We start from the raw sequence: 17,408 nt of genomic DNA on the forward strand, positions 1-17,408 counted from the left end.
CATCCGGCATTCAACCCGGCGACGGGAAGGCCGACTACCTCGTCGTCTACCGCGAAGGCGTAGTCCGCGCCTGGCTCAACCGCAGCGGCAACCTCTGATCCACAGGTAGCGTGGGCTGCCCACTGCCTCAACGGTGGTGGGCAGCTCCGCTGTCGAGACAACCACATCGCCGACGCGGACCTACCCGAGCAGTGCGGCTGCCGTGGCCAGGGTGGCCAGCGACAGTGTCGTGGTCAGCACCACCGCCCGGTTGGCCACCGCCTCACCGACGCCGTACTCCTGGGCGAAAATGAACGTGTTCTGCGCCGTCGGCAGGCCCGCGCACACCACCACGGCCAGCACCTGCGGCGCGGACAGGTGCAGGGCCAGCCCGGCCGCGTACGCGATGACCGGTTGCGCGACGAGCTTCAGCGCGGTGATCACGGCCAGGGCGGCGGGCTCGGCCGGCTCTGCCGGTGAGGGCGCGGTGCGGTGCAGCGACGCGCCGAGCGCGACCAGGGCGGCGGGAACCGCGGCGCCCGACAGCAGGGTGAGCGACGCGCCGGCCGCCGGCGGCAGGTGCAGGTCGGCGGCCGAGCACGCGACACCGAGCAGCGACGCCAGGATCACCGGGTTGCGTACCGGCAGGGAGGCGATCCGGCGGACCCGTACCCGCCCGGCCGGGTCGCGGTGCCGGTCCAGGGCGATCATGATCACGGGCGTCACCACGAGCACCTGCAGCAGCACGACCTGCGCCAGGAACGACACGTCGCCGAGGACCTGCGTGGCGATCGGGATGCCGAGGTTCGCCGAGTTCACGTAGCCGGCGGCCATGCCCCAAAGGTGCCGTTCGCCGGGCTCGCGACCGAACAGCCGGCCCGCGCCGACCCATCCGAACCCGACGACCGCGGCCGTGCTCACCCCGAAGGCGAGCAGCGGGCGGCCGGCGAGCCCGGAGAACGGCATCCGGGACAGGGCCAGGAACAGGGCGGCCGGCATCGCCAGATGGAACACGAAGCGGCCGAGCACCGACGCTCCCGCCGCGCCCAGCAGGCCCCCACGACAGGCCGCGTAGCCGATCACGGTGAGGACCCAGATCGGTACGAACGCCGACACCAGGCTCATCCGGGCGTTACCGGCGGGCGGACGTCGCGCCGGCCCGGGGACTGGCGGGGGTCGGTCATTCCGGCGGGGTCTGGTGGAGGGCTCGGCTCTCCTCGATGTGGGGGACGTGTTCGATGGCCCAGCCGGCGAGGGCCAGCGCGGGTGGGATGAGGCTCTTGCCGGTGGGGGTCAGCGCGTACTCCACCCGGGGCGGGACCTCCGCGTACGCCGTGCGGGACACCAGGCCGTCCCGGATGGTCCGGCCGCCGTCGCCCCGGATCATGCAGGTGTGTTCGTACTGCGACATGACCACCCCCTGTGCCTTACGCGCACCCGTGTGCCTTTTGTAAGCCCTCCATCCACGTCTTCAACGGCACCTGACGCCGGTACGAGGACAGATCTCGCAGGCGTAGGCGGCCTGGCGATCATCCACCGGACAGGCCAGGGTGGCCGGTGAACGACCGGCCATCCTGGCGTCCCCCACCGTCATCTGGTCGCCGGGCGAGCGGGCCGACCCGACGGCCGAGCGCCACCGCCACCCCGACGGACACGGCGAGGGCGGCGAGGACGTAGGCGTTGCCGACGACGTGCTCCACCGGGGTCCATTCGTACTCGCGGCGCCAACCCCACGGTGGCCACAGGAACGGGCGGGCCACGAAGACCGCGATCCACGCGAGGCCCGCCCATCGGTTGTGCTGCCACAGCGCCAGCCCGACCGGAACGGCCCACACCCAGTGGTGGGACCATGAGATCGGCGAAGCGAGCAACATGGCCAACGCTCCCAGGCCGGTGCCCAGCACCCGATCGCCGCGTCGCCAACACACGGCGCCGATGACCACGACCGCGGCAGCGAGCGGCCCGGCGACCGCAAGCCACAGCAGGTTCGGCGGCGGAGCGTCGAGTAGCCGGGTGAGCACGCCGAACACCGACTGGTTGTGGGCAAGTTGCGGGGGACCCACCCGGCCCGCCGAGAAGAGATTCTCGGTCCAGTACGCCCTTGCCGAGCCCGGGATGACCGCGACCCCGATCGCCACGGTACCGGCGAAAGCCAGGAGCGCCCGCCCTGCCGTCGTGCGGCGACCGACCATCACCAACAGCACGACGAACACGAGCGGGGTCAGCTTCACCCCGGCTGCGATGCCCACGAGGACGCCGGACCAGCGTCGTTCCGGATGGACCAGATCGATGAGCACCGCCAGCATCAGTAGCAGGTTGATCTGGCCGAACGTGAGGTTCTGCCACACCGGCTCCAGAGCGAGCGCACCCACGGTCGGCAGCGCGACATGCCACCCTGCCACGGGGCGGCCGAGCGCGCGGCCCACCAGCGCGACGGCCCCGGCCAACGCGGCCACCGAGGCCGCAGTCCACAACGCCGTAGCGAGCCAGAACGGCAGCGGACCCAGCGGCACCATCGCCAGGGCCGCGAACGGCGGATAGGTGAACCGCAGGTTGGTCGCCGGGTCACGGGACCCGTAGAGCGGCATACCGTCGAGGACCAGCCGGCCGCCGTACTGGTAGACCGAGAGATCCACGAATTCTCCGTGGACGCTCAGCTTGGCAGGTACCGCCGCCCAGGCCGCTGCCCCTGCCAGGGCGGCAGCGGCGACGACCACGGCCAGGACCGGGCCGACCCCTCGCAGCGCGGGAGGCTTCCCGCTGGGGGCGCTTCCCGGCGAGCAGCGGCTGTCTGACATTCGCCGACCATAGCGCCACGCGAACCCCATCCACACTCGACCGCCCTCGCTCGGGTCTCCCACAGAGAACGCCGCGCTCCCGGTATGAGCCCGTGCTGCGGTCTGTCAGCCTCTCTCTCCACTGTGCAGCCCCGACGACGATGACGTGCAGTAGCTCGTGACGGTCGTGACGAGTGTCTGCGGCGGAGCGCCACCGGCGAGGCGCGCGCCTGCGTCAACTACCAGCGTCACCGGCGGGTGGCGTCGCGTCGGCCCGGGGACTGGCGGGGGTCGGTCATTCCGGCGGGGTCTGGTGGAGGGCCCGGCTCGCCTCGATGTGGGGGACGTGTTCGATGGCCCAGCCGGCGAGGGCCAGCGCGGGCGGGATGAGGCTCTTGCCGGTGGGGGTCAGCGCGTACTCCACCCGGGGCGGGACCTCCGCGTACGCCGTGCGGGACACCAGGCCGTCGTGCTCCAGGTGGCGCAGGGTGAGCGTCAACATGCGCTGGGAGATGCCGGGGATCTGCTGGTGCAGCTCGGTGAAGCGCAGTGCGCCCGCGTCGAGCGTCGCCACGATGAGCAGCGTCCATTTGTTGCAGATCCGGTCCAGGATCGCCCGGATGGTCCGGCCGCCGTCGCCCCGGATCATGCAGGTGTGTTCGTACTGCGACATGACCACCCCCTGTGCCTTACGCACACCCGTGTGCCTTTTGTAAGCCCTCCGATACTGACACATGATGTGGCTAGTTCCTTCTCGTAACCATCGTGTTCAGAGCTGGAGGATCTGTCATGACACTCGCCTACTGGATCATCGCCGCCCTGCTGGCCGTCTTCTATCTCTACGCCGGGGGCAAGAAGGCCACCCAGAGCCGGGAGCAGTTGCAACCGATGATGGGCTGGGTCGACCGCGTACCCATGCCGCTGGTCCGGACCATCGGGGTGCTGGAGGTGCTCGGCGCGGCCGGCCTGGTCCTGCCGCCGCTGACCGGGATCGCACCCTGGCTCGCCGTCGCGGCGGCCGTCGGGTTCATCCTGATCCAGGTCGGCGGCATCGCGGTGCACCTGTCCCGGGGCGAGATCCGCCAGCTCGGGCTCAACGTCGTCCTGCTGGTGACCGCCGCCGTCGCCACCTGGCTGGCCACCACCTGGGTATGAGCCGCACGAGGGTCGTCCGGCTCGCCGACGCACCGCCCGCACCAGGCAGAATGCCGGGATGGCACTCGACAGGTCCGGGAAGTTGTGGCGCGGGGAGAACGTCGACGACCTCGCCGACTACCTCCGCTACTTCGCGGCGGGCGGTTACCCGGTCGCCACGGTGGTGGAGTCCCGGTGCGCCGGGTGCGACGGCCGTGCCTTCCGCGTCGACATCGACGAGGAGGAGGCGACCCGGCGGACCTGCCTCGCCTGCGGTGCGGTCGCCTTCATCGGCGACAGCGCCGACTACTGGGACGAGACCGGTCACGAGTCCTGCTCCTGCCCCTGCGGGGGTGAGGAGTTCGCCGTCGCGGTCGGCTACGCGCTCGGTGCCGACGGCGAGGTGCGCTGGGTCAGCGTCGGCCTGAGGTGTCTCGACGACGGCACGCTCGGCGTCTACGCCGACACGAAGATCGACTACCTGCCGTCACGCCACCTCCTCGATCAGGCGTGAGGCGGGCGGCCGGTCCAGGGCGCGGAGCAGCGCCGGTAGGCCGCTGTGCACGAGGGGGAGGCCGCCCAGCTCGCTGAGCCCGACCCAGGCGAGGTCGTCATGCTCGTCGGGCGCACGGTTGGTGGGCGAGCCGAGCCAGGCTCCGACGTGCCACACACCCACGTGTACGGCGTCCTCGCCGCTGCCGGACCGCAGCTCGCCCAGCCGGGAGCAGGACTCCGCGACGATCTCGACGCCGACCTCCTCGCACAGCTCACGGGCGAGGGCCTGGCGTTCGGACTCGCCCGCCTCGACGTGGCCCCCGGGCAGATCCCACAGATCCGGGTACGCCAGGCGGGCCGGACTGCGGTGCACCAGCAGGGCCGCGTCGTTCACCACGAGCGCGCCGCAGACGACGATGTGCATGCCGGGATTCGACCACAGGGGTGGGACAGTCGGGCCGTGGTCGGGTCCGGTCGGACGAAATTCGGTGTCGTCGGCGTCGTGACGCACGGTATACCCGGCAGATGCGTGAAGAAGTGCTGCCCGGCGGTAACACCACGGGTGCCGTGTTGATCGACGGTGTCGTACACAAGCGGGCGTCGCGGTGGACGACCACCGTGCACGCGGTGCTGCGGCATCTGGAGGATGCCGGGTTCGACGCCGCCCCCCGCGCGCTCGGCTTCGACGACCAGGGCCGCGAGATGCTCAGCTATCTGCCGGGGGAGACGATCGGCGGCCGGGAGCCCTGGCCCGACTGGGCGTCGGCCGACGCGCTGCTGGTGCAGGTCGGCCGGTGGCTGCGCCGGGTCCACGACCTGACCGCCGGTTTCACGCCGCCGCCGGACGAGTGCTGGTTCGTCGGCCGCACGATGGGCCCCGGGCTGGTCGTCGGGCACCAGGACGCGTCCCCCTACAACGCGGTGGTGGACGGTGCCCGGCTGGTCGGGTTCTGCGACTGGGACACCGCCGGCCCGTCGTCGCGGGAGTGGGATCTGGCGTTCTCCGCGTTGACCTGGGTGCCGCTGGCATCACCGCGCGACGGCAGCCCGTTGACCGACGGCGATCTGCGCGAGCGGGCCCGCCGGTTGCGTCTGCTGCTCGACGCGTACGGCTACGAGGGCGACCGGGGTGAGTTCGCCGCCGCCGTGCCGCAGCGGGCCCGGCGGCAGGCGGGAGTGATCCGACACCTGGCCGACGCCGGGGATGCTGCGGCGACCGCGCTGCTGCCCATCGCGGCACTGCTCGAACAGTCCGCGACCGACGTCGAAGCCCTCCCGGCGACCTTCTGGACGCATTGACCGCTTCGGGGGCGGGTGTCACCGGCACCGTCAGTCCCGGGGGTGGGCGGCGGCTGCGGCGACGGTGGCCAGCTCTTCGCCGGAGAAGCCGGCGCGGCTCACGACTGTTCTTCGGCTACCAGTTCGCCACGAAGGCCGCCACCCCGACCACCATCCCCGCGTACGCCGTCGACGTCTACGTCGAGGCGATCGTCGCTGACCCGCGCGGGCTGCGGGCCAGCTTCGGCTACTACCGGGCGCTGGACGAGACGATCGCGCAGAACGAACGGCGGGCGAAGACCCGGCTGACGCTGCCGGTGCTCGCCATCGGCGGTGCGCTCTACAGTGGCGCACTGGTCGCCGGGACGATGCGACTGGCCGCCGACGACGTCACCGAGGCGATCATCGACGACTGTGGCCACTACGCCGCCGAGGAGCAGCCGGCGCGGTTCACCGAAGCCCTGGAGGGCTTCCTCGGCGGCGGGTCGGCGTCGGCCGCGTCGCAGGGTTGAGGCCGGCCCGCCGCCGGGTCACGAGTGGGCCCGCTCCGAGGTGACCGGGGTGGTGAAGAAGTCGGCGAGCGCGTCGACCAGGTGTCGCGGGGCGCGGTTGAGCGCGTCGTGGCCGGCGCGGGGCACCGCCAGCGTGCGGGCGTGCGGCATGACCCGGGCCAGTGCCTCGTTGATCGGCCGGTAGTACGGCGGCCCGCTGCCGCCGTAGGCCAGCAGCACCTCGGCGGTGATGCCGGCCCACCGCTGCGGCGAGCTGTCGTGCTGCTGGATCAGCGCGCTCTCGTCGAGGGTGGTCGGCAGCAGGTCGCCCATGGTGCGCCCGATCGGCGTACCCAGGAACAGTCGGCAGATGGCGATCCGCGCGGCCAGTGGCAGGCGCGACGCGGCCGACTGGGTGTTGAGGCCGGCCCCGGTGAGCGCCAGGGCGCGGGCGATGTCGCCCGCGTGTGCCGCCGCGCGGGCGGCGGGCACCCAGTCGAGGGGGAACAGGCCGTTGACCTGGACCGCCGGGTCATAGAGGGCGAGCCGGTCGATCGGCAGTCCACGGGCGGCGGCGCGCAGGGCCACGAAGCCGCCGCCGCTGTGCCCGAGCACGTTGCCGCCCCCGGTGGCGGTCAGCAGTGCGGCGAGGTCGTCGACGTCCTGCTCGCCGTCGTAGGGCTCGGCGCGGGCCGCCGCGTCGGCCCGGCCGCGACGGTTGTAGAGGTGCACGGTGAACCGGTCGGCCAGCCGCACCGCCAGTCGGCGGTAGACCTCGATGGTGACGCCGCCGCCGTGCACCACGATGATGCCCGGGCCGCTGCCGGTGGAGTGGAGCACGATCTCGGCGTCGTCGGCCGCCGGCACCCGTTGCTCGGTCCAGTGCTGTTGCATGTCGTCCTCCCCAGCAAAACTGCGAACGCCGTTTGCGGTTTTAGAGTGTAGCGGTGACCTCACCCGACGAGCCAGCGCGTACCCCGATCTGGTCCCGGCCGGCCCGTGGGCAGCGCGGGCCCGCTCCGACACACACCCGGGACGAGATCGTCGCCGCCGCGATCGCGACCGCCGACGCCGACGGCATCGGCGCGGTCTCCATGCGGGCGGTCGCCGCCGCGCTGCACACCGGCGCCGGCTCGCTCTACCGCTACCTGTCCTCCCGCGACGACCTGCTCGACCTGATGGTCGACCGGGCGGCGGGGGAGTTGCGCCCCTACCCGGAGGCCGGCGACGACTGGCTCGACACCATGCTGCGCCTCGCCCGGCGGCAACTCGACCTCTACCGCCGGCACCCCTGGCTGGTGGAGGTCCTGCCCCGGCCGACCGCCCCCGGCCCGCAGAGCCTGGCCTGGTTCGACCACTGCCTGGCCGTCCTGCGGCCGGTGCCGGCCGCGACCACCACCAAGTTCGAGGCGATCGCCATGATGACCGGGGTGACGTCGCTGTTCGCCCGGCAGGAGTCCGCCGCCCCGCCGGCCGGCTTCGCCGGCATCGACCTGGCGGCGTACCCGAACCTGGTCGCCGCCGTCACCGACCCGTCACCGTCCGCGCCCCACGACCTCTTCGCGACGACGGTACGCAGCGTCCTGCGCGGCCTGCTCGTCGACGACGCCGGGTGAGGCACCTCCGCAAGGTGATCTGAGCCTTTTTCTCGAAACGCAATTCGAGCGGCGTGCTGGCGAGCCAATTCGGTACTGGTTGTGCGGCAGATCCCAACTTCGGGAATCCCTTTCCCGTAGTGGAACGGCGATGGGCGGTGGACTCCGGCCGGACGAGAAAATGATTGCAATCTCCCACCCGCATCCGGATACTTAGGAAAGGTATTCACATCTATGAATGGACTGACGTATGAGTCGTCTCCGTCGTGATCACCGTGCCCTCGTGTCGGGATTCGGAGCCACCCTTCTCGCGCTGAGCCTTCTGGTGTGGCCGGCCGCCGGTGCAACGGCGCAACTGGAAACTCCCGACCGGAACGACACGAAGATGGGAGTCAACGCCAACTACTATCAGCTCAAGAATCCGGACTCCGGATTGTGTCTGACCCTCTACAATGGCAACGCATTCGATGGGGCGCCGCTGGTCGTCATGCCATGCTCCCAGGGTGGGAAGACCATGAGCTGGGCTTTCAGTGCTGGGAACGCCGGTAATCTCTCCACCCAGGCCGATCCGAGTCGATGCGCCGACGTCCTGAACGGCGTGACCGCCGACGGAACCTCCGTACTCGACTGGACCTGCGGTTCCACCAACCCCAACCAACAGTGGACCCTCACCAACGGTGGCAGACTGCTGAGCGGACTGTCGGGCGGATGGTGTCTGTCCATCTACGGGGACAACCCGGCACCTGGGACGATCGTCGTCCTGATGTCGTGTCTGAATGAGGGCGGAAGCGCCTCCCCCTACCCCTCGCCCTCTCCGTCCCCTTCTTCGTCGCCGTCTCCGAGTGGGGCGGGCGACTACGCGAAGTGGGTTATCAGCTAGTGCCATGACATGAACGCTCGCGGTGCCGGGCCAGGTGGCTCGGGTGGCGGGCCGGCCGTGGACGTGGACGACGTGGAGCTGACCTGGCGACGTTCCGCCGATGTGGCGATACCCCAGATGCGGGGATGGCGCCACATCGGCGGAACGTGGTGAATCAGGCAGCCGAGGTCCTCGGGGTGCCGGCACTCCACCGTGATTCGTCTACGGTCCATGGGTGACACCTCCGCGGGTCGAGACGCCGTCCATGTCGTACCGGCCCGACCGGGCGGCGGGCAAGCCCTCCATGATCGCGCTGGTGCTGCTGACCGGGGTCGGGCCGTTCGCCACCGACGCGTACATCGCCGCCCTACCCGAACTGCGGCGCTCCCTGGACACCAGCGCCACCATGGCGCAGCTGACCCTGACCGCGTTCATCATCGGCGTGGCCGCCGGTCAGCTCCTGCTCGGCCCGGTCAGCGACGTACGGGGCCGGCGCGGCATCGTCCTGGTGAGCACCGTGAGTTTCGTGCTGCTGTCGCTGCTCTGCGCCGCCGCCCCGACCGCCGGGGTGCTGGTGCTCGCCCGGCTCGGGCAGGGGATCGCGGCCGGCACCGGGGTGGCGCTCGGCCGGGCGATGGTGACCGACGCGTGGCAGGGCGACCAGGCCGCCGCCCGGTTCGGCAGCATCGCCTCGGTGACGTTCCTCGGCCCGGTGCTGGCACCGGCCGTCGGCGGGGTGATCCTCGACCACGGCACCTGGCGTACCGTCTTCGTCGCCCTCACCGGGCTGGGGGCGGCGATGGCGGTGGCCGCGCTGGTCGGCCTGCCGGAGACGCTGCCCGCGCACCGCCGGCACGACGGCGGCCCACGCCCGGCGCTGGCGCGGATGGCCGGCCTGCTGCGCGACCGGACGGTGCTCACCAACCTGATCGTGCTCTGCCTGGCCATCGCCGGGTTCTTCACCTACATCGGCGGCTCGGCGTTCGTCTTCCAGACCGCCTACCGGGTGGACGAGTCCCGATACACCCTCATCTTCGCCACCAACGCCGCCGGCATGGCCGCCGCCGGGCTGCTGTTCCGGGTGCTGGTCAGGCGGGTAGGAGCCAGCCGGTTGCGGGCCGCCGGGCTCGCCGCGTCCACCGTGGCCACCCTCGCGCTGCTCGTCGTCGCCCTGGTCGACCGGGAGGCCGGGTGGCCGCTGGCCGTGCCGTGGACGCTGCTCGCCGTGGTGGTCGCCGGCATGGGTCTGACCCTGCCGGCCAGCACCGCGCTGACGCAGGAGGCCGGCCGGCGTTCCGCCGGCACCACCGCCGCGCTCCAGGGTGGTCTGGGTTTCCTCGCGGGCGCGCTGGTCACACCCCTCACCGGCCTCCTCGGGTACGCGAGCCTGCTGCCGATGGCGGCGGCCATGGCGGTCTTCTTCGTGGCGGCCTGCGTGATGCTGGTGCTGCTGGCCCGCCCCGGTGCGTCCTTTCAGGCACTTCACAGTCCTGGCAATTAGGGTGCGGCGGGTAACCGTGCGTGCTCCACGGTGGAGTACGCGCCGACCGTGAAGCGGGAGTTCCGATGGTCTTCAAAAAGATGCTGAGCGCGTTCGGGGTCGGTGGGCCCAGCGTCGACACCGTCCTGGCCAACCCGAACACCCGGCCCGGCCTGACCCTCGACGGCAACGTGAACCTGGTCGGCGGGGACGCCCCCGCCAACATCGAGCAGGTCGTCATCGGCCTGGTCACCCGGGTCGAGATCGAGGGCGGCGACAGCGAGTACGCCGGCGTCATGGAGTTCCACCGGATGGTGGTCAGCGGCCCGCTCCAGCTCGCGCCGAAGCAGCAGCTCGCCCTCCCGTTCCAGCTGCCGGTGCCGTGGGAGACCCCGATCACCGACGTATACGGTCAGCGTCTGCACGGCATGACCATGGGGCTGCGTACCGAGCTGGCGATCGCCCGCGCGGTCGACAAGAGCGACCTCGACCAGGTCAACGTCCACCCGCTGCCGGTGCACGAGCACATCCTCGGCGCGTTCCAGCAGCTCGGTTTCCGGTTCAAGCACGCCGACCTGGAGCGGGGTCACATCCGGGGCTCCCAGCAGACGTTGCCGTTCTACCAGGAGATCGAGTTCTTCGCCGCACCCCAGTACGCGCAGGCCATCACCGAGCTGGAGCTGACCTTCGTGACCGGCCCGCACGGGGTCGAGGTGGTGCTGGAGTGCGACAAGCGGGGTGGTTTCCTCAGCTCCGGGCACGACGTCTTCGGCCGCTACACCGTCTCCCACACCGACGTCGACCGGGTCGACTGGGTCCAGGTCGTCGACGGCTGGCTGCGCGAGACCACCTCCACGTACGGCAACCTGCGCGCCTCCTCCGGATACGGTGCCCCCACCCACGGCTACCCGATGCACGGCCACGGCCACCACGGCCGGGGCCCGGGGATGGGCGGCGTGGTGGCCGGTGCGGCGCTCGGTGTCGCCGGTGGCCTGGTCGCCGGTGAACTGATCGAGGACGCCTTCGAGGGCGACGACGACGGCGGCGACTTCGGCGGCGACGAGTGAACTGAGGTCACGTCCGGCGGACGGGCCGTCGCCGGGCGGGCCCCTGGTCCGGTGTGGACACACCGGGACGGCCGGACCCTGCTCGGCGGTCCCCCAGAGCAGCGATGGCCCCCGGGAGCAATCCCGGGGGCCATCGTCCCGCGCAGCTCGCGCTGCTCGGGTCAGCTACGGTCAGCGACGACCCTTGCGCTCCGCGCCGGAACGCCGTGCCGAACCCGCCTTCGCCAGGCCCCGGCTCACCAGGTAGGCGCCGGTCAGGGCGGTCAGGAACCACCACGCCTGCGTCGGGTTGTTGATGTTCAGGCCGTTCGTGGCGGTACCACGCCAGAAGGCGGAGATCACCACGACCGCGACTGCGGCGGCGTACACCCAGAACTCGGTCGTCAGGAACGACTGCTTGGTCTCCGTACCCGGAGACGGCATCGCTTCCTGGTGCCCGTCGTGCATCATCGGCATCTGCCGGGTCTGCTCGTTCATCATGGCGTTGCGCTGGGCGGTGTCCATCGGCCGGTTCATGGGCCTGGTGGATGCAGCCTGCGTGCTCATCTGGTCCTCCTCAGGATTTGATGAGTACCTGCGCTCCCTCACCCCGCTACCGCGGTCGGCCACGGCACGGTTCGCCTGCTGTGGCGGGGGCACCCTGGGTCTACCCCCCGACGGCGAGCAGGTAACACCGGCTCCGGCCGAAATTCCGCCGCCGCCGGGCCCACCCTCCGGTGCCCCGACCGTGGTACGCGGCGACGCCGCGCCGACGCAGCTCCGGTCCGCCCGGGCCGAAGCGGGGTGCGGCCCACGCGTGGTCGGGCCGAGGTGCGGTCTGCCCGGGGTCGGGCCTGGGGTGCGGCCTTTGCGTGGTCGGGGCGGGTGCGGTCCGCCCGAGGGCGGGGCGGGGTGCGGTCGCTGTCTCGACCGCCTGCTGCTGACCTGGTCCCCGGGGCTGGATGCGGTGTTTGGTCGTGCGGGCCACGGGCACGCAGCGGGTTCCGCCGAGACTCTGCGAGGTGATGGACGTGCGCGACGACGACATGATGCGGAACTCCACCCGTAAGGCCGAGGAGCGGCTCACCGCCGGGGTGTACGGCCCCGGGGCGCTCGACGAGGTGACCGTGCCCCGGGTCGACGTGACCAGAGCCCTCCAGGAGGACGACCCGGACGACGTGGCCGACGTGCCGATCGACCCGGAGGTATTGCGCGACGGTGGCCCGACCCGGGGCCAGGGGGCGGTGACCACCACCGGCGGCACCGCCGGCCCGGCCAGTGTGCGGCGGGTGGCCCGGCAGCCCGGACGACACCCGGGCACGGTCGCACCGACGACCACCGGCGACGCCACCACCGGCGGGCTGAGCACTCCGACCGGCGGCCCCGTCAGTGACCAGTCGGCCAGCGCCGTCGAGATCGGCGACTTCTCCGACGACTGACCGCGCTGCTGGAGGGGCACCCGCCCCATGATCACGCTCGAACATGGATGTAGTGGTCTCCTCTCGCCCGGGAGGCCACTACATCCATGTTGCAGCACGATCTTGCCGATCACGGGCCCGGTGCGTCGGGGCCGGGGTCGGGCGTCGAAGGGGTCGGGCATCGAAGGGTGGGCGTCGAGGGATCGGGCGGACCCCACGGCGGTCGCCCGGTGAACGCGGTGGCCCTCTTCGAGAGGTGGGGGTCAAGGGGTCGGGCGGAGCACCCCCAGGCGTTGGGTGGCGCGGGTCAGCGCGACATAGAGGTCATTGCGGCCCCGGGGGGACTCGGCGACGATCCCGTCCGGGTCGACCACCAGCACCGAGTCGAACTCCAACCCCTTGGCCTGGCCGACGGTGAGCAGCACCACCCGGCTCTCCAGCTCGGGCTGCTCGCCGACCGCCGCCTCGGGCAGCGCGGCCAGCAGTACACCCGCCAGCTCGTCGGCCCGCCCGACCGGCACGATCACCCCGAGTCGCCCCTCCCGGTCACCCGGGCGGGCATCCGCACCGCCACCGTCCAGCCCGGCGGCCTCCCGACGGGCCGCCTCGACCAGTTCCACGCCGAGCCGGCCCGGCTCGACGGTCCGGTCCCACGGCGGCACCCCGCTGTGGCGTACCGAGCGGGGTGGGCGCAGCTGCGGGTCGATCCCGGCGAGCACCTCGGCGGCGACCGCCATGACCTCCGCCGGGGTGCGGTAGCTGACGGTCAGCTCCTCCAGCCGCCAGCGCCGCGCCACGTACGGTTCCAACGCCTCGGCCCAGGACGGGGTGCCGGCCAGCGCACCGGTCTGCGCCACGTCCCCCACGATCGTCATCGACCGGCTCGGACAGCGGCGCATCAGCAGCCGCCAGGCCATCGGGGTCAACTCCTGCGCCTCGTCCACGATGATGTGCCCGAACGCCCAGCTCCGGTCGGCGGCGGCCCGCTGCGCGGTGGTCAGCCGGTCGGTCTCCTCCTGCCGTTCCAGCAGCCGGTCGGCGTCGATCAGGTCGGTGACACCGAGGATCTCACCGCCTTCGGCCTCGTCCTCCACGTCGATCGAGCGGGAGCCCCGGGCGATCTCCAGCACACCCTCGGCGTACTCGCGTTGGAAGGAGCGGATGCGTTCCCGGCGGGCGGCTGCGGCCCGCTCGTCCTCGCCGAGCAGTTCGGCGGCCTCGTCCAGCAGCGGCACGTCGGCCGGCGTCCAGCCGTCGCCCGGCGGCCGGTGCAGCAGGGCACGTTCGTCGTCGGTGAGCATCGGCGCGGCGGCGGCGATCCGCTCCGGCGAGGCGTACAGGTCGGCGAGCAGCCGCTGCGGGGTGAGCACCGGCCAGAGCTGGTCCAGCGCGGCGGTGACCTCCGGTTCCTCGCGCAGTTCCCGGCGGATCTCGGCGCGGTCCGCCTCCTCCAGCAGGTTGTCCCCGCCGAGCGGATCGGCCCCGATCCGCTCGGCGACCTGCTCGGCGAGGGCGTGTACGACCTCGATGTCGAACAGGGCACGGGCCAGGTTGTGCGGGCGGTCGGTGCGCCGGACCCGGTCACGGGCCAGGCGTACCGTCTCCGGGTCCAGCCGCAGCACCTCCCGCTGGGGCAACTCGATCTCCAGCGGCGCGTCGGGCACCCACTGCCTGTCCCGGACGGCGGCGGCGAGCACCTCGGCCAGCACCGACCGACCCTTGAGTGCGGCGGTGCGGGCCGGTTCGGCGCGGCGGGCGCTGACCCCGGGGAAGAGGTCGCCGGGGGTGCTGAGCAGCACCCCCGTCTCGGCCAGGGCCGGCAGCACCTGGGAGATGTAGCGCAGGAAGGTGGCGTTCGGCCCGACCAGCAGCACGCCCCGGGTGGAGAGCTGCTGGCGGTGGGTGTAGAGCAGGTACGCGGCGCGGTGCAGCGCGACGGCCGTCTTGCCGGTGCCGGGGCCGCCCTGCACGACCAGCACCCCGGGCAGGTCGGCCCGGATGATGCGGTCCTGCTCGACCTGGATGGTCTCGACGATGTCCCGCATCCGGCCGGTCCGGCCGGCGTTGAGCGCGGCGAGCAGGGACGCCTCACCGGTCAGCTCCTCGTGCCCGGTGGGGGAGGCGGTCTCGATGTCGAGCACCTCGTCGTTGAGGCCGGTGACCTTCCGTTCCCGGGTACGCAGGTGCCGCCGCAACCGGACACCCTGCGGGTTGGCGGCGGTGGCGAGATAGAACGGCCGGGCGGCGGGAGCGCGCCAGTCCATCAGCAGCGGTTCGTAGTCGCCGTCGGTGTCGAAGATGCCGATCCGGCCGACGTAGTGCCGGCTGCCGTCGGCCCCGTCGAGCCGACCGAAGGCCAGCCCCTGTTCGACCGCCGAGAACTGCTCTACCTGGTCGGCGTACATCCGCACGGCGCTGTCACGTTGCGAGCGGTCCTGCAGGGTGCCGCCGCCGGTGCGCAGCTCGTCGGTGAGCCGTCGGGTGGCCTGCTCACGCAGGTCGTCCAGCCGGCCGTAGAGCATCGAGACGTACTCCTGCTCGCGGCCGATCTCGTCGTCGGGTTGCCGCAGCTCGTCCGGGTGCGTTGACAAGCCGTCTCCTCGTCGATTAAAATCGCTTCTGGAATGGCTTTGTGCCATTCCTTTTTGCATTTCGGGAACTGTTCAAGATACCGCCTGCGTCGGCACTCCACCAAGCCTTCACCCTGCCCCGGCCGATGCCACCTTCCCGTGGCACACCGCAGGGCGTCCCACCCGGTGTGTTGCCACCCTCCCGGCAGGCGAGGTCGGCGCTGCCGGGGTCGGACACGCCGACGGGGGCCGGTACCGGCACACGCCGACGGGGGCCCGTACCGGCTCGCGCCGGCCCGGACCCCCGAGGGTCGTAGCGTGCAGGATTCAGCCCCGCGCGGCCTGGTACAGCCGCTCCGGGGTCACCGCCCCGGCGAGCACCCGCCCGTCGTCGGTGAGTAGCACGCTGAACAGCTTCCCGGCGAACAGCCGGCCGCTGCCCCAGTCCCCGCTGACCTTCGGCAACCCGTTGAGCATGTCGAGGGCCTGCGCCGCGCCGGGTCCGTCGGCCGGTCCCGGCTTCGCCGCGTCACCGACCGGGGTGCGCGCCGCGTCCGCCGCGTCCGTCCGCGCCACCAGCACGGTGGTCCAGCCGGTCCCGACCGTACGCAGACCGGCGTCGTCGCCCGCCCCGGGCTTCGCCGCGGCCCCGGCCTTCCGGTGCGCGTCGGCCTTCGACCCGGCCCTGTCCTTCGACCTGGCCCCGTCCTTCGACCCGGCCTCCGCACCCGGGAGGTCGCCGGTCGCCTCGGTCACCTTCACCCCGGGCGGCGGGTTGAAGGTGAACTGGTCGGCGTCCGGCCGGCGGTAGTCGACCTGGGTGAAGGCCATCTCGAAGGCCGGCTGGTCGGCACCGTTGGCGAGCACCTCGAACCGCAGCGGCACGTGCTCGGTCGCGTCGATGGCGATCCGCACCTGGTGCACCAGGGACGCCTGGTCACGCGGGGTCAGCACCAGCTCGTACGCGTCCCGACCGGCGACGGTGGCCGACCGGCCGGTGGTGACCAGCGTGCTCGGGTCGACGGCGGCCAGCGCCCGCTCGGCGGCCTCCTTCGGGGTGACCGGCAACGCGCCCTCCGCCGCCCGCCCGGTCGACTCCGGCAGGGTCCGGTGGGTCGCGGTGTTGGCCTTGCTGTCCCAGGTCCACACGTCCCGGCCGGAACGGATGACGTCCCGCTCACCGAGGGTGTCGAGCAACGCGACCCGCTGCCGGTCCGGACCCGAATACCAGACCCGCAGGGTGTGCGTGCCGCTGAGCAGCGCGGCATCCCCACCGGCCAGGCCGACCAGTTTCGGCAGCCCGAGATCGGCGCGCTGCACCACCGTGCCGGAGAGCCCGTCCAACCGGGCGGTCTGCAGGTCGACGAGCAACTGGGCGGCGCTGCGCGGCGGCAGCGCGGGTTCGGCGTTCGCGGCGAACGTGCCGATCGCGGCACCTCCGCCCACGACGGTGACCGCGGCGGCCAGTGGCACCAGCCACCGCAGGGTGGAACGGTTCTTCAGTACGGACATGGGGCACCTCCTGGGACCATCCTGCCCGTCGGGTGCTGTGAGCCGGCTGAGGACGGCGTCCCGGTCGGTCGCGTCGGGGTGGCACGCTGGGATGATGCGGGTGCTGGTGGTGGAGGACGAGACGCGGCTGGCGGCGGCGTTGCAGCGCGGCCTGACCGCCGAGGGGTTCGTGGTGGACACGGCGGGCACCGGGCCGGCCGGGCTGGACGCCGCCCGGCACGGCGGATACGACGCCATGATCCTCGACGTGATGCTCCCCGGCCTGTCCGGCTACGAGGTGGTCCGCCGGTTGCGCGCCGACGAGTGTTGGCTGCCGGTGCTGATGCTCTCCGCCAAGGACGGCGAGTACGACCAGGCCGACGGGTTGGACTGCGGGGCCGACGACTACCTGACCAAACCCTTCTCGTACGTGGTGCTGGTGGCCCGGCTGCGGGCGTTACTGCGCCGGGGCGCCCCGGAACGGCCGACCGTCCTCGCCATCGGGGACCTGAGACTGGACCCGGCCCGCCGCCGGGTCACCCGCGCCGACACCGAGGTGGTGCTCACCGCCCGGGAGTTCGCACTGCTGGAGTACCTGATCCGCCGCCCCGGCGAGGTGATCTCCAAGACCGAACTGCTCGACCACGTCTGGGACGCCAGTCTGCGTACCGCACCCAACGCGGTCGAGGTGTACGTCGGCTACCTCCGCCGCAAGATCGGCCGGGACCGGTTGGAGACCGTCCGGGGTGCCGGCTACCGGCTGACCTCGTGAGACGCCCCCGCTGGCCGGTGCTC

The 17,408-nt window shown here is 72.1% G+C and carries 19 protein-coding genes; 10 read left to right on the forward strand and 9 right to left on the reverse strand.

The window, feature by feature from the left end:
* Positions 1-180: 180 nt before the first annotated feature.
* From ACQP2H_RS08730 to ACQP2H_RS08745, 4 genes are all read right to left on the reverse strand, one after another.
* On the reverse strand, positions 181-1,104 hold the full coding sequence (locus ACQP2H_RS08730) for an AEC family transporter (RefSeq protein ID WP_433232011.1): 924 nt from the start codon (positions 1,102-1,104) through the stop codon (positions 181-183).
* 55 nt (positions 1,105-1,159) lie between these two features.
* Positions 1,160-1,390: a winged helix-turn-helix transcriptional regulator gene (locus tag ACQP2H_RS08735; protein WP_219468893.1), complete on the reverse strand. Its 231-nt coding sequence runs from the start codon at positions 1,388-1,390 to the stop codon at positions 1,160-1,162.
* A 118-nt stretch (positions 1,391-1,508) separates the two neighbouring features.
* Positions 1,509-2,615 (reverse strand): glycosyltransferase 87 family protein, encoded by a 1,107-nt coding sequence (locus ACQP2H_RS08740; protein WP_219468896.1) that lies wholly within the window; start codon positions 2,613-2,615, stop codon positions 1,509-1,511.
* 436 nt (positions 2,616-3,051) lie between these two features.
* On the reverse strand, positions 3,052-3,429 hold the full coding sequence (locus ACQP2H_RS08745) for a winged helix-turn-helix transcriptional regulator (protein ID WP_255597939.1): 378 nt from the start codon (positions 3,427-3,429) through the stop codon (positions 3,052-3,054).
* Between the two features lie 116 nt (positions 3,430-3,545).
* Between ACQP2H_RS08745 and ACQP2H_RS08750 the strand changes: the two genes are divergently transcribed.
* Both ACQP2H_RS08750 and ACQP2H_RS08755 read left to right on the forward strand, forming a co-directional pair.
* Positions 3,546-3,911 (forward strand): DoxX family protein, encoded by a 366-nt coding sequence (locus ACQP2H_RS08750; protein ID WP_219468898.1) that lies wholly within the window; start codon positions 3,546-3,548, stop codon positions 3,909-3,911.
* A 58-nt stretch (positions 3,912-3,969) separates the two neighbouring features.
* The gene (locus ACQP2H_RS08755; protein ID WP_433232015.1) at positions 3,970-4,404 is read left to right on the forward strand and encodes a hypothetical protein; all 435 of its coding nucleotides are present in this window, start codon (positions 3,970-3,972) and stop codon (positions 4,402-4,404) included.
* Here ACQP2H_RS08755 and ACQP2H_RS08760 read toward each other — a convergent pair.
* Positions 4,378-4,809 carry an NUDIX domain-containing protein gene (locus ACQP2H_RS08760; protein ID WP_433232018.1) on the reverse strand — a complete coding sequence of 144 codons (432 nt, stop codon included), beginning with the start codon at positions 4,807-4,809 and terminating at the stop codon, positions 4,378-4,380. The genes ACQP2H_RS08755 and ACQP2H_RS08760 overlap by 27 nt on opposite strands.
* A 101-nt stretch (positions 4,810-4,910) precedes the next feature.
* Here ACQP2H_RS08760 and ACQP2H_RS08765 point away from each other — a divergent pair, with 101 nt between their 5' ends.
* Positions 4,911-5,684 carry a phosphotransferase gene (locus ACQP2H_RS08765; RefSeq protein ID WP_433232021.1) on the forward strand — a complete coding sequence of 258 codons (774 nt, stop codon included), beginning with the start codon at positions 4,911-4,913 and terminating at the stop codon, positions 5,682-5,684.
* Positions 5,681-6,175, forward strand: coding sequence for an alpha/beta fold hydrolase (locus tag ACQP2H_RS08770; protein ID WP_219468914.1), 495 nt, complete (start codon positions 5,681-5,683; stop codon positions 6,173-6,175). Before ACQP2H_RS08765 ends, ACQP2H_RS08770 begins: the two co-directional genes overlap by 4 nt.
* Positions 6,176-6,193: 18 nt before the next feature.
* Here the strand turns inward: ACQP2H_RS08770 and ACQP2H_RS08775 are convergent, their stop codons facing one another.
* Positions 6,194-7,048 (reverse strand): alpha/beta fold hydrolase, encoded by an 855-nt coding sequence (locus tag ACQP2H_RS08775; RefSeq protein ID WP_433232024.1) that lies wholly within the window; start codon positions 7,046-7,048, stop codon positions 6,194-6,196.
* Between the two features lie 53 nt (positions 7,049-7,101).
* On the opposite strand from ACQP2H_RS08775, the gene ACQP2H_RS08780 reads away from it, so the two are divergent.
* The 4 genes from ACQP2H_RS08780 (at position 7,102) to ACQP2H_RS08795 (ending at position 11,155) form a co-directional block, all read left to right on the forward strand.
* On the forward strand, positions 7,102-7,770 hold the full coding sequence (locus ACQP2H_RS08780) for a TetR/AcrR family transcriptional regulator (RefSeq protein ID WP_433232027.1): 669 nt from the start codon (positions 7,102-7,104) through the stop codon (positions 7,768-7,770).
* Between the two features lie 262 nt (positions 7,771-8,032).
* Entirely contained in the window at positions 8,033-8,629 is a 597-nt protein-coding gene (locus tag ACQP2H_RS08785) for an RICIN domain-containing protein (RefSeq protein WP_433232029.1), read from the forward strand.
* Between the two features lie 214 nt (positions 8,630-8,843).
* Complete coding sequence (locus tag ACQP2H_RS08790) at positions 8,844-10,109, forward strand: multidrug effflux MFS transporter (protein WP_433232031.1); 1,266 nt, start codon at positions 8,844-8,846, stop codon at positions 10,107-10,109.
* 65 nt (positions 10,110-10,174) lie between these two features.
* On the forward strand, positions 10,175-11,155 hold the full coding sequence (locus tag ACQP2H_RS08795; RefSeq protein ID WP_357537995.1) for a sporulation protein: 981 nt from the start codon (positions 10,175-10,177) through the stop codon (positions 11,153-11,155).
* Between the two features lie 171 nt (positions 11,156-11,326).
* On the opposite strand, the gene ACQP2H_RS08800 is transcribed toward ACQP2H_RS08795, so the two are convergent.
* Positions 11,327-11,611, reverse strand: a complete 285-nt coding sequence (locus tag ACQP2H_RS08800) for a hypothetical protein (protein ID WP_433233490.1) — start codon at positions 11,609-11,611, stop codon at positions 11,327-11,329.
* Positions 11,612-12,165: 554 nt separating this feature from the next.
* Here ACQP2H_RS08800 and ACQP2H_RS08805 point away from each other — a divergent pair.
* Entirely contained in the window at positions 12,166-12,573 is a 408-nt protein-coding gene (locus ACQP2H_RS08805; protein ID WP_374197556.1) for a hypothetical protein, read from the forward strand.
* A 242-nt stretch (positions 12,574-12,815) separates the two neighbouring features.
* Here ACQP2H_RS08805 and ACQP2H_RS08810 read toward each other — a convergent pair whose 3' ends face one another.
* Positions 12,816-15,074 carry a HelD family protein gene (locus ACQP2H_RS08810; RefSeq protein ID WP_433233492.1) on the reverse strand — a complete coding sequence of 753 codons (2,259 nt, stop codon included), beginning with the start codon at positions 15,072-15,074 and terminating at the stop codon, positions 12,816-12,818.
* Between the two features lie 375 nt (positions 15,075-15,449).
* Positions 15,450-16,634 (reverse strand): LolA family protein, encoded by a 1,185-nt coding sequence (locus ACQP2H_RS08815; RefSeq protein WP_219468930.1) that lies wholly within the window; start codon positions 16,632-16,634, stop codon positions 15,450-15,452.
* 94 nt (positions 16,635-16,728) lie between these two features.
* Between ACQP2H_RS08815 and ACQP2H_RS08820 the strand changes: the two genes are divergently transcribed.
* On the forward strand, positions 16,729-17,385 hold the full coding sequence (locus tag ACQP2H_RS08820; RefSeq protein ID WP_219468934.1) for a response regulator transcription factor: 657 nt from the start codon (positions 16,729-16,731) through the stop codon (positions 17,383-17,385).
* Positions 17,386-17,408: the final 23 nt, after the last annotated feature.

The sequence above is a fragment of the Micromonospora sp. CA-248260 genome, from assembly GCF_050942205.1.
GTDB lineage: Bacteria > Actinomycetota > Actinomycetes > Mycobacteriales > Micromonosporaceae > Micromonospora > Micromonospora antibiotica.

Bases quoted from the DNA above. Each gene is read 5' to 3' on its own strand.
- ACQP2H_RS08730 (WP_433232011.1), bottom strand. From the start codon at position 1,104: ATGAGCCTGGTGTCGGCGTTCGTACCGATCTGGGTCCTCACCGTGATC.
- ACQP2H_RS08735 (WP_219468893.1), bottom strand. From the start codon at position 1,390: ATGTCGCAGTACGAACACACCTGCATGATCCGGGGCGACGGCGGCCGG.
- ACQP2H_RS08820 (WP_219468934.1), top strand. From the start codon at position 16,729: ATGCGGGTGCTGGTGGTGGAGGACGAGACGCGGCTGGCGGCGGCGTTG.
- ACQP2H_RS08745 (WP_255597939.1), bottom strand. From the start codon at position 3,429: ATGTCGCAGTACGAACACACCTGCATGATCCGGGGCGACGGCGGCCGG.
- ACQP2H_RS08810 (WP_433233492.1), bottom strand. From the start codon at position 15,074: ATGCTCTACGGCCGGCTGGACGACCTGCGTGAGCAGGCCACCCGACGG.
- ACQP2H_RS08795 (WP_357537995.1), top strand. From the start codon at position 10,175: ATGGTCTTCAAAAAGATGCTGAGCGCGTTCGGGGTCGGTGGGCCCAGC.
- ACQP2H_RS08815 (WP_219468930.1), bottom strand. From the start codon at position 16,634: ATGTCCGTACTGAAGAACCGTTCCACCCTGCGGTGGCTGGTGCCACTG.
- ACQP2H_RS08800 (WP_433233490.1), bottom strand. From the start codon at position 11,611: ATGCCGATGATGCACGACGGGCACCAGGAAGCGATGCCGTCTCCGGGT.
- ACQP2H_RS08750 (WP_219468898.1), top strand. From the start codon at position 3,546: ATGACACTCGCCTACTGGATCATCGCCGCCCTGCTGGCCGTCTTCTAT.
- ACQP2H_RS08775 (WP_433232024.1), bottom strand. From the start codon at position 7,048: ATGCAACAGCACTGGACCGAGCAACGGGTGCCGGCGGCCGACGACGCC.
- ACQP2H_RS08760 (WP_433232018.1), bottom strand. From the start codon at position 4,809: ATGCACATCGTCGTCTGCGGCGCGCTCGTGGTGAACGACGCGGCCCTG.
- ACQP2H_RS08765 (WP_433232021.1), top strand. From the start codon at position 4,911: ATGCGTGAAGAAGTGCTGCCCGGCGGTAACACCACGGGTGCCGTGTTG.
- ACQP2H_RS08755 (WP_433232015.1), top strand. From the start codon at position 3,970: ATGGCACTCGACAGGTCCGGGAAGTTGTGGCGCGGGGAGAACGTCGAC.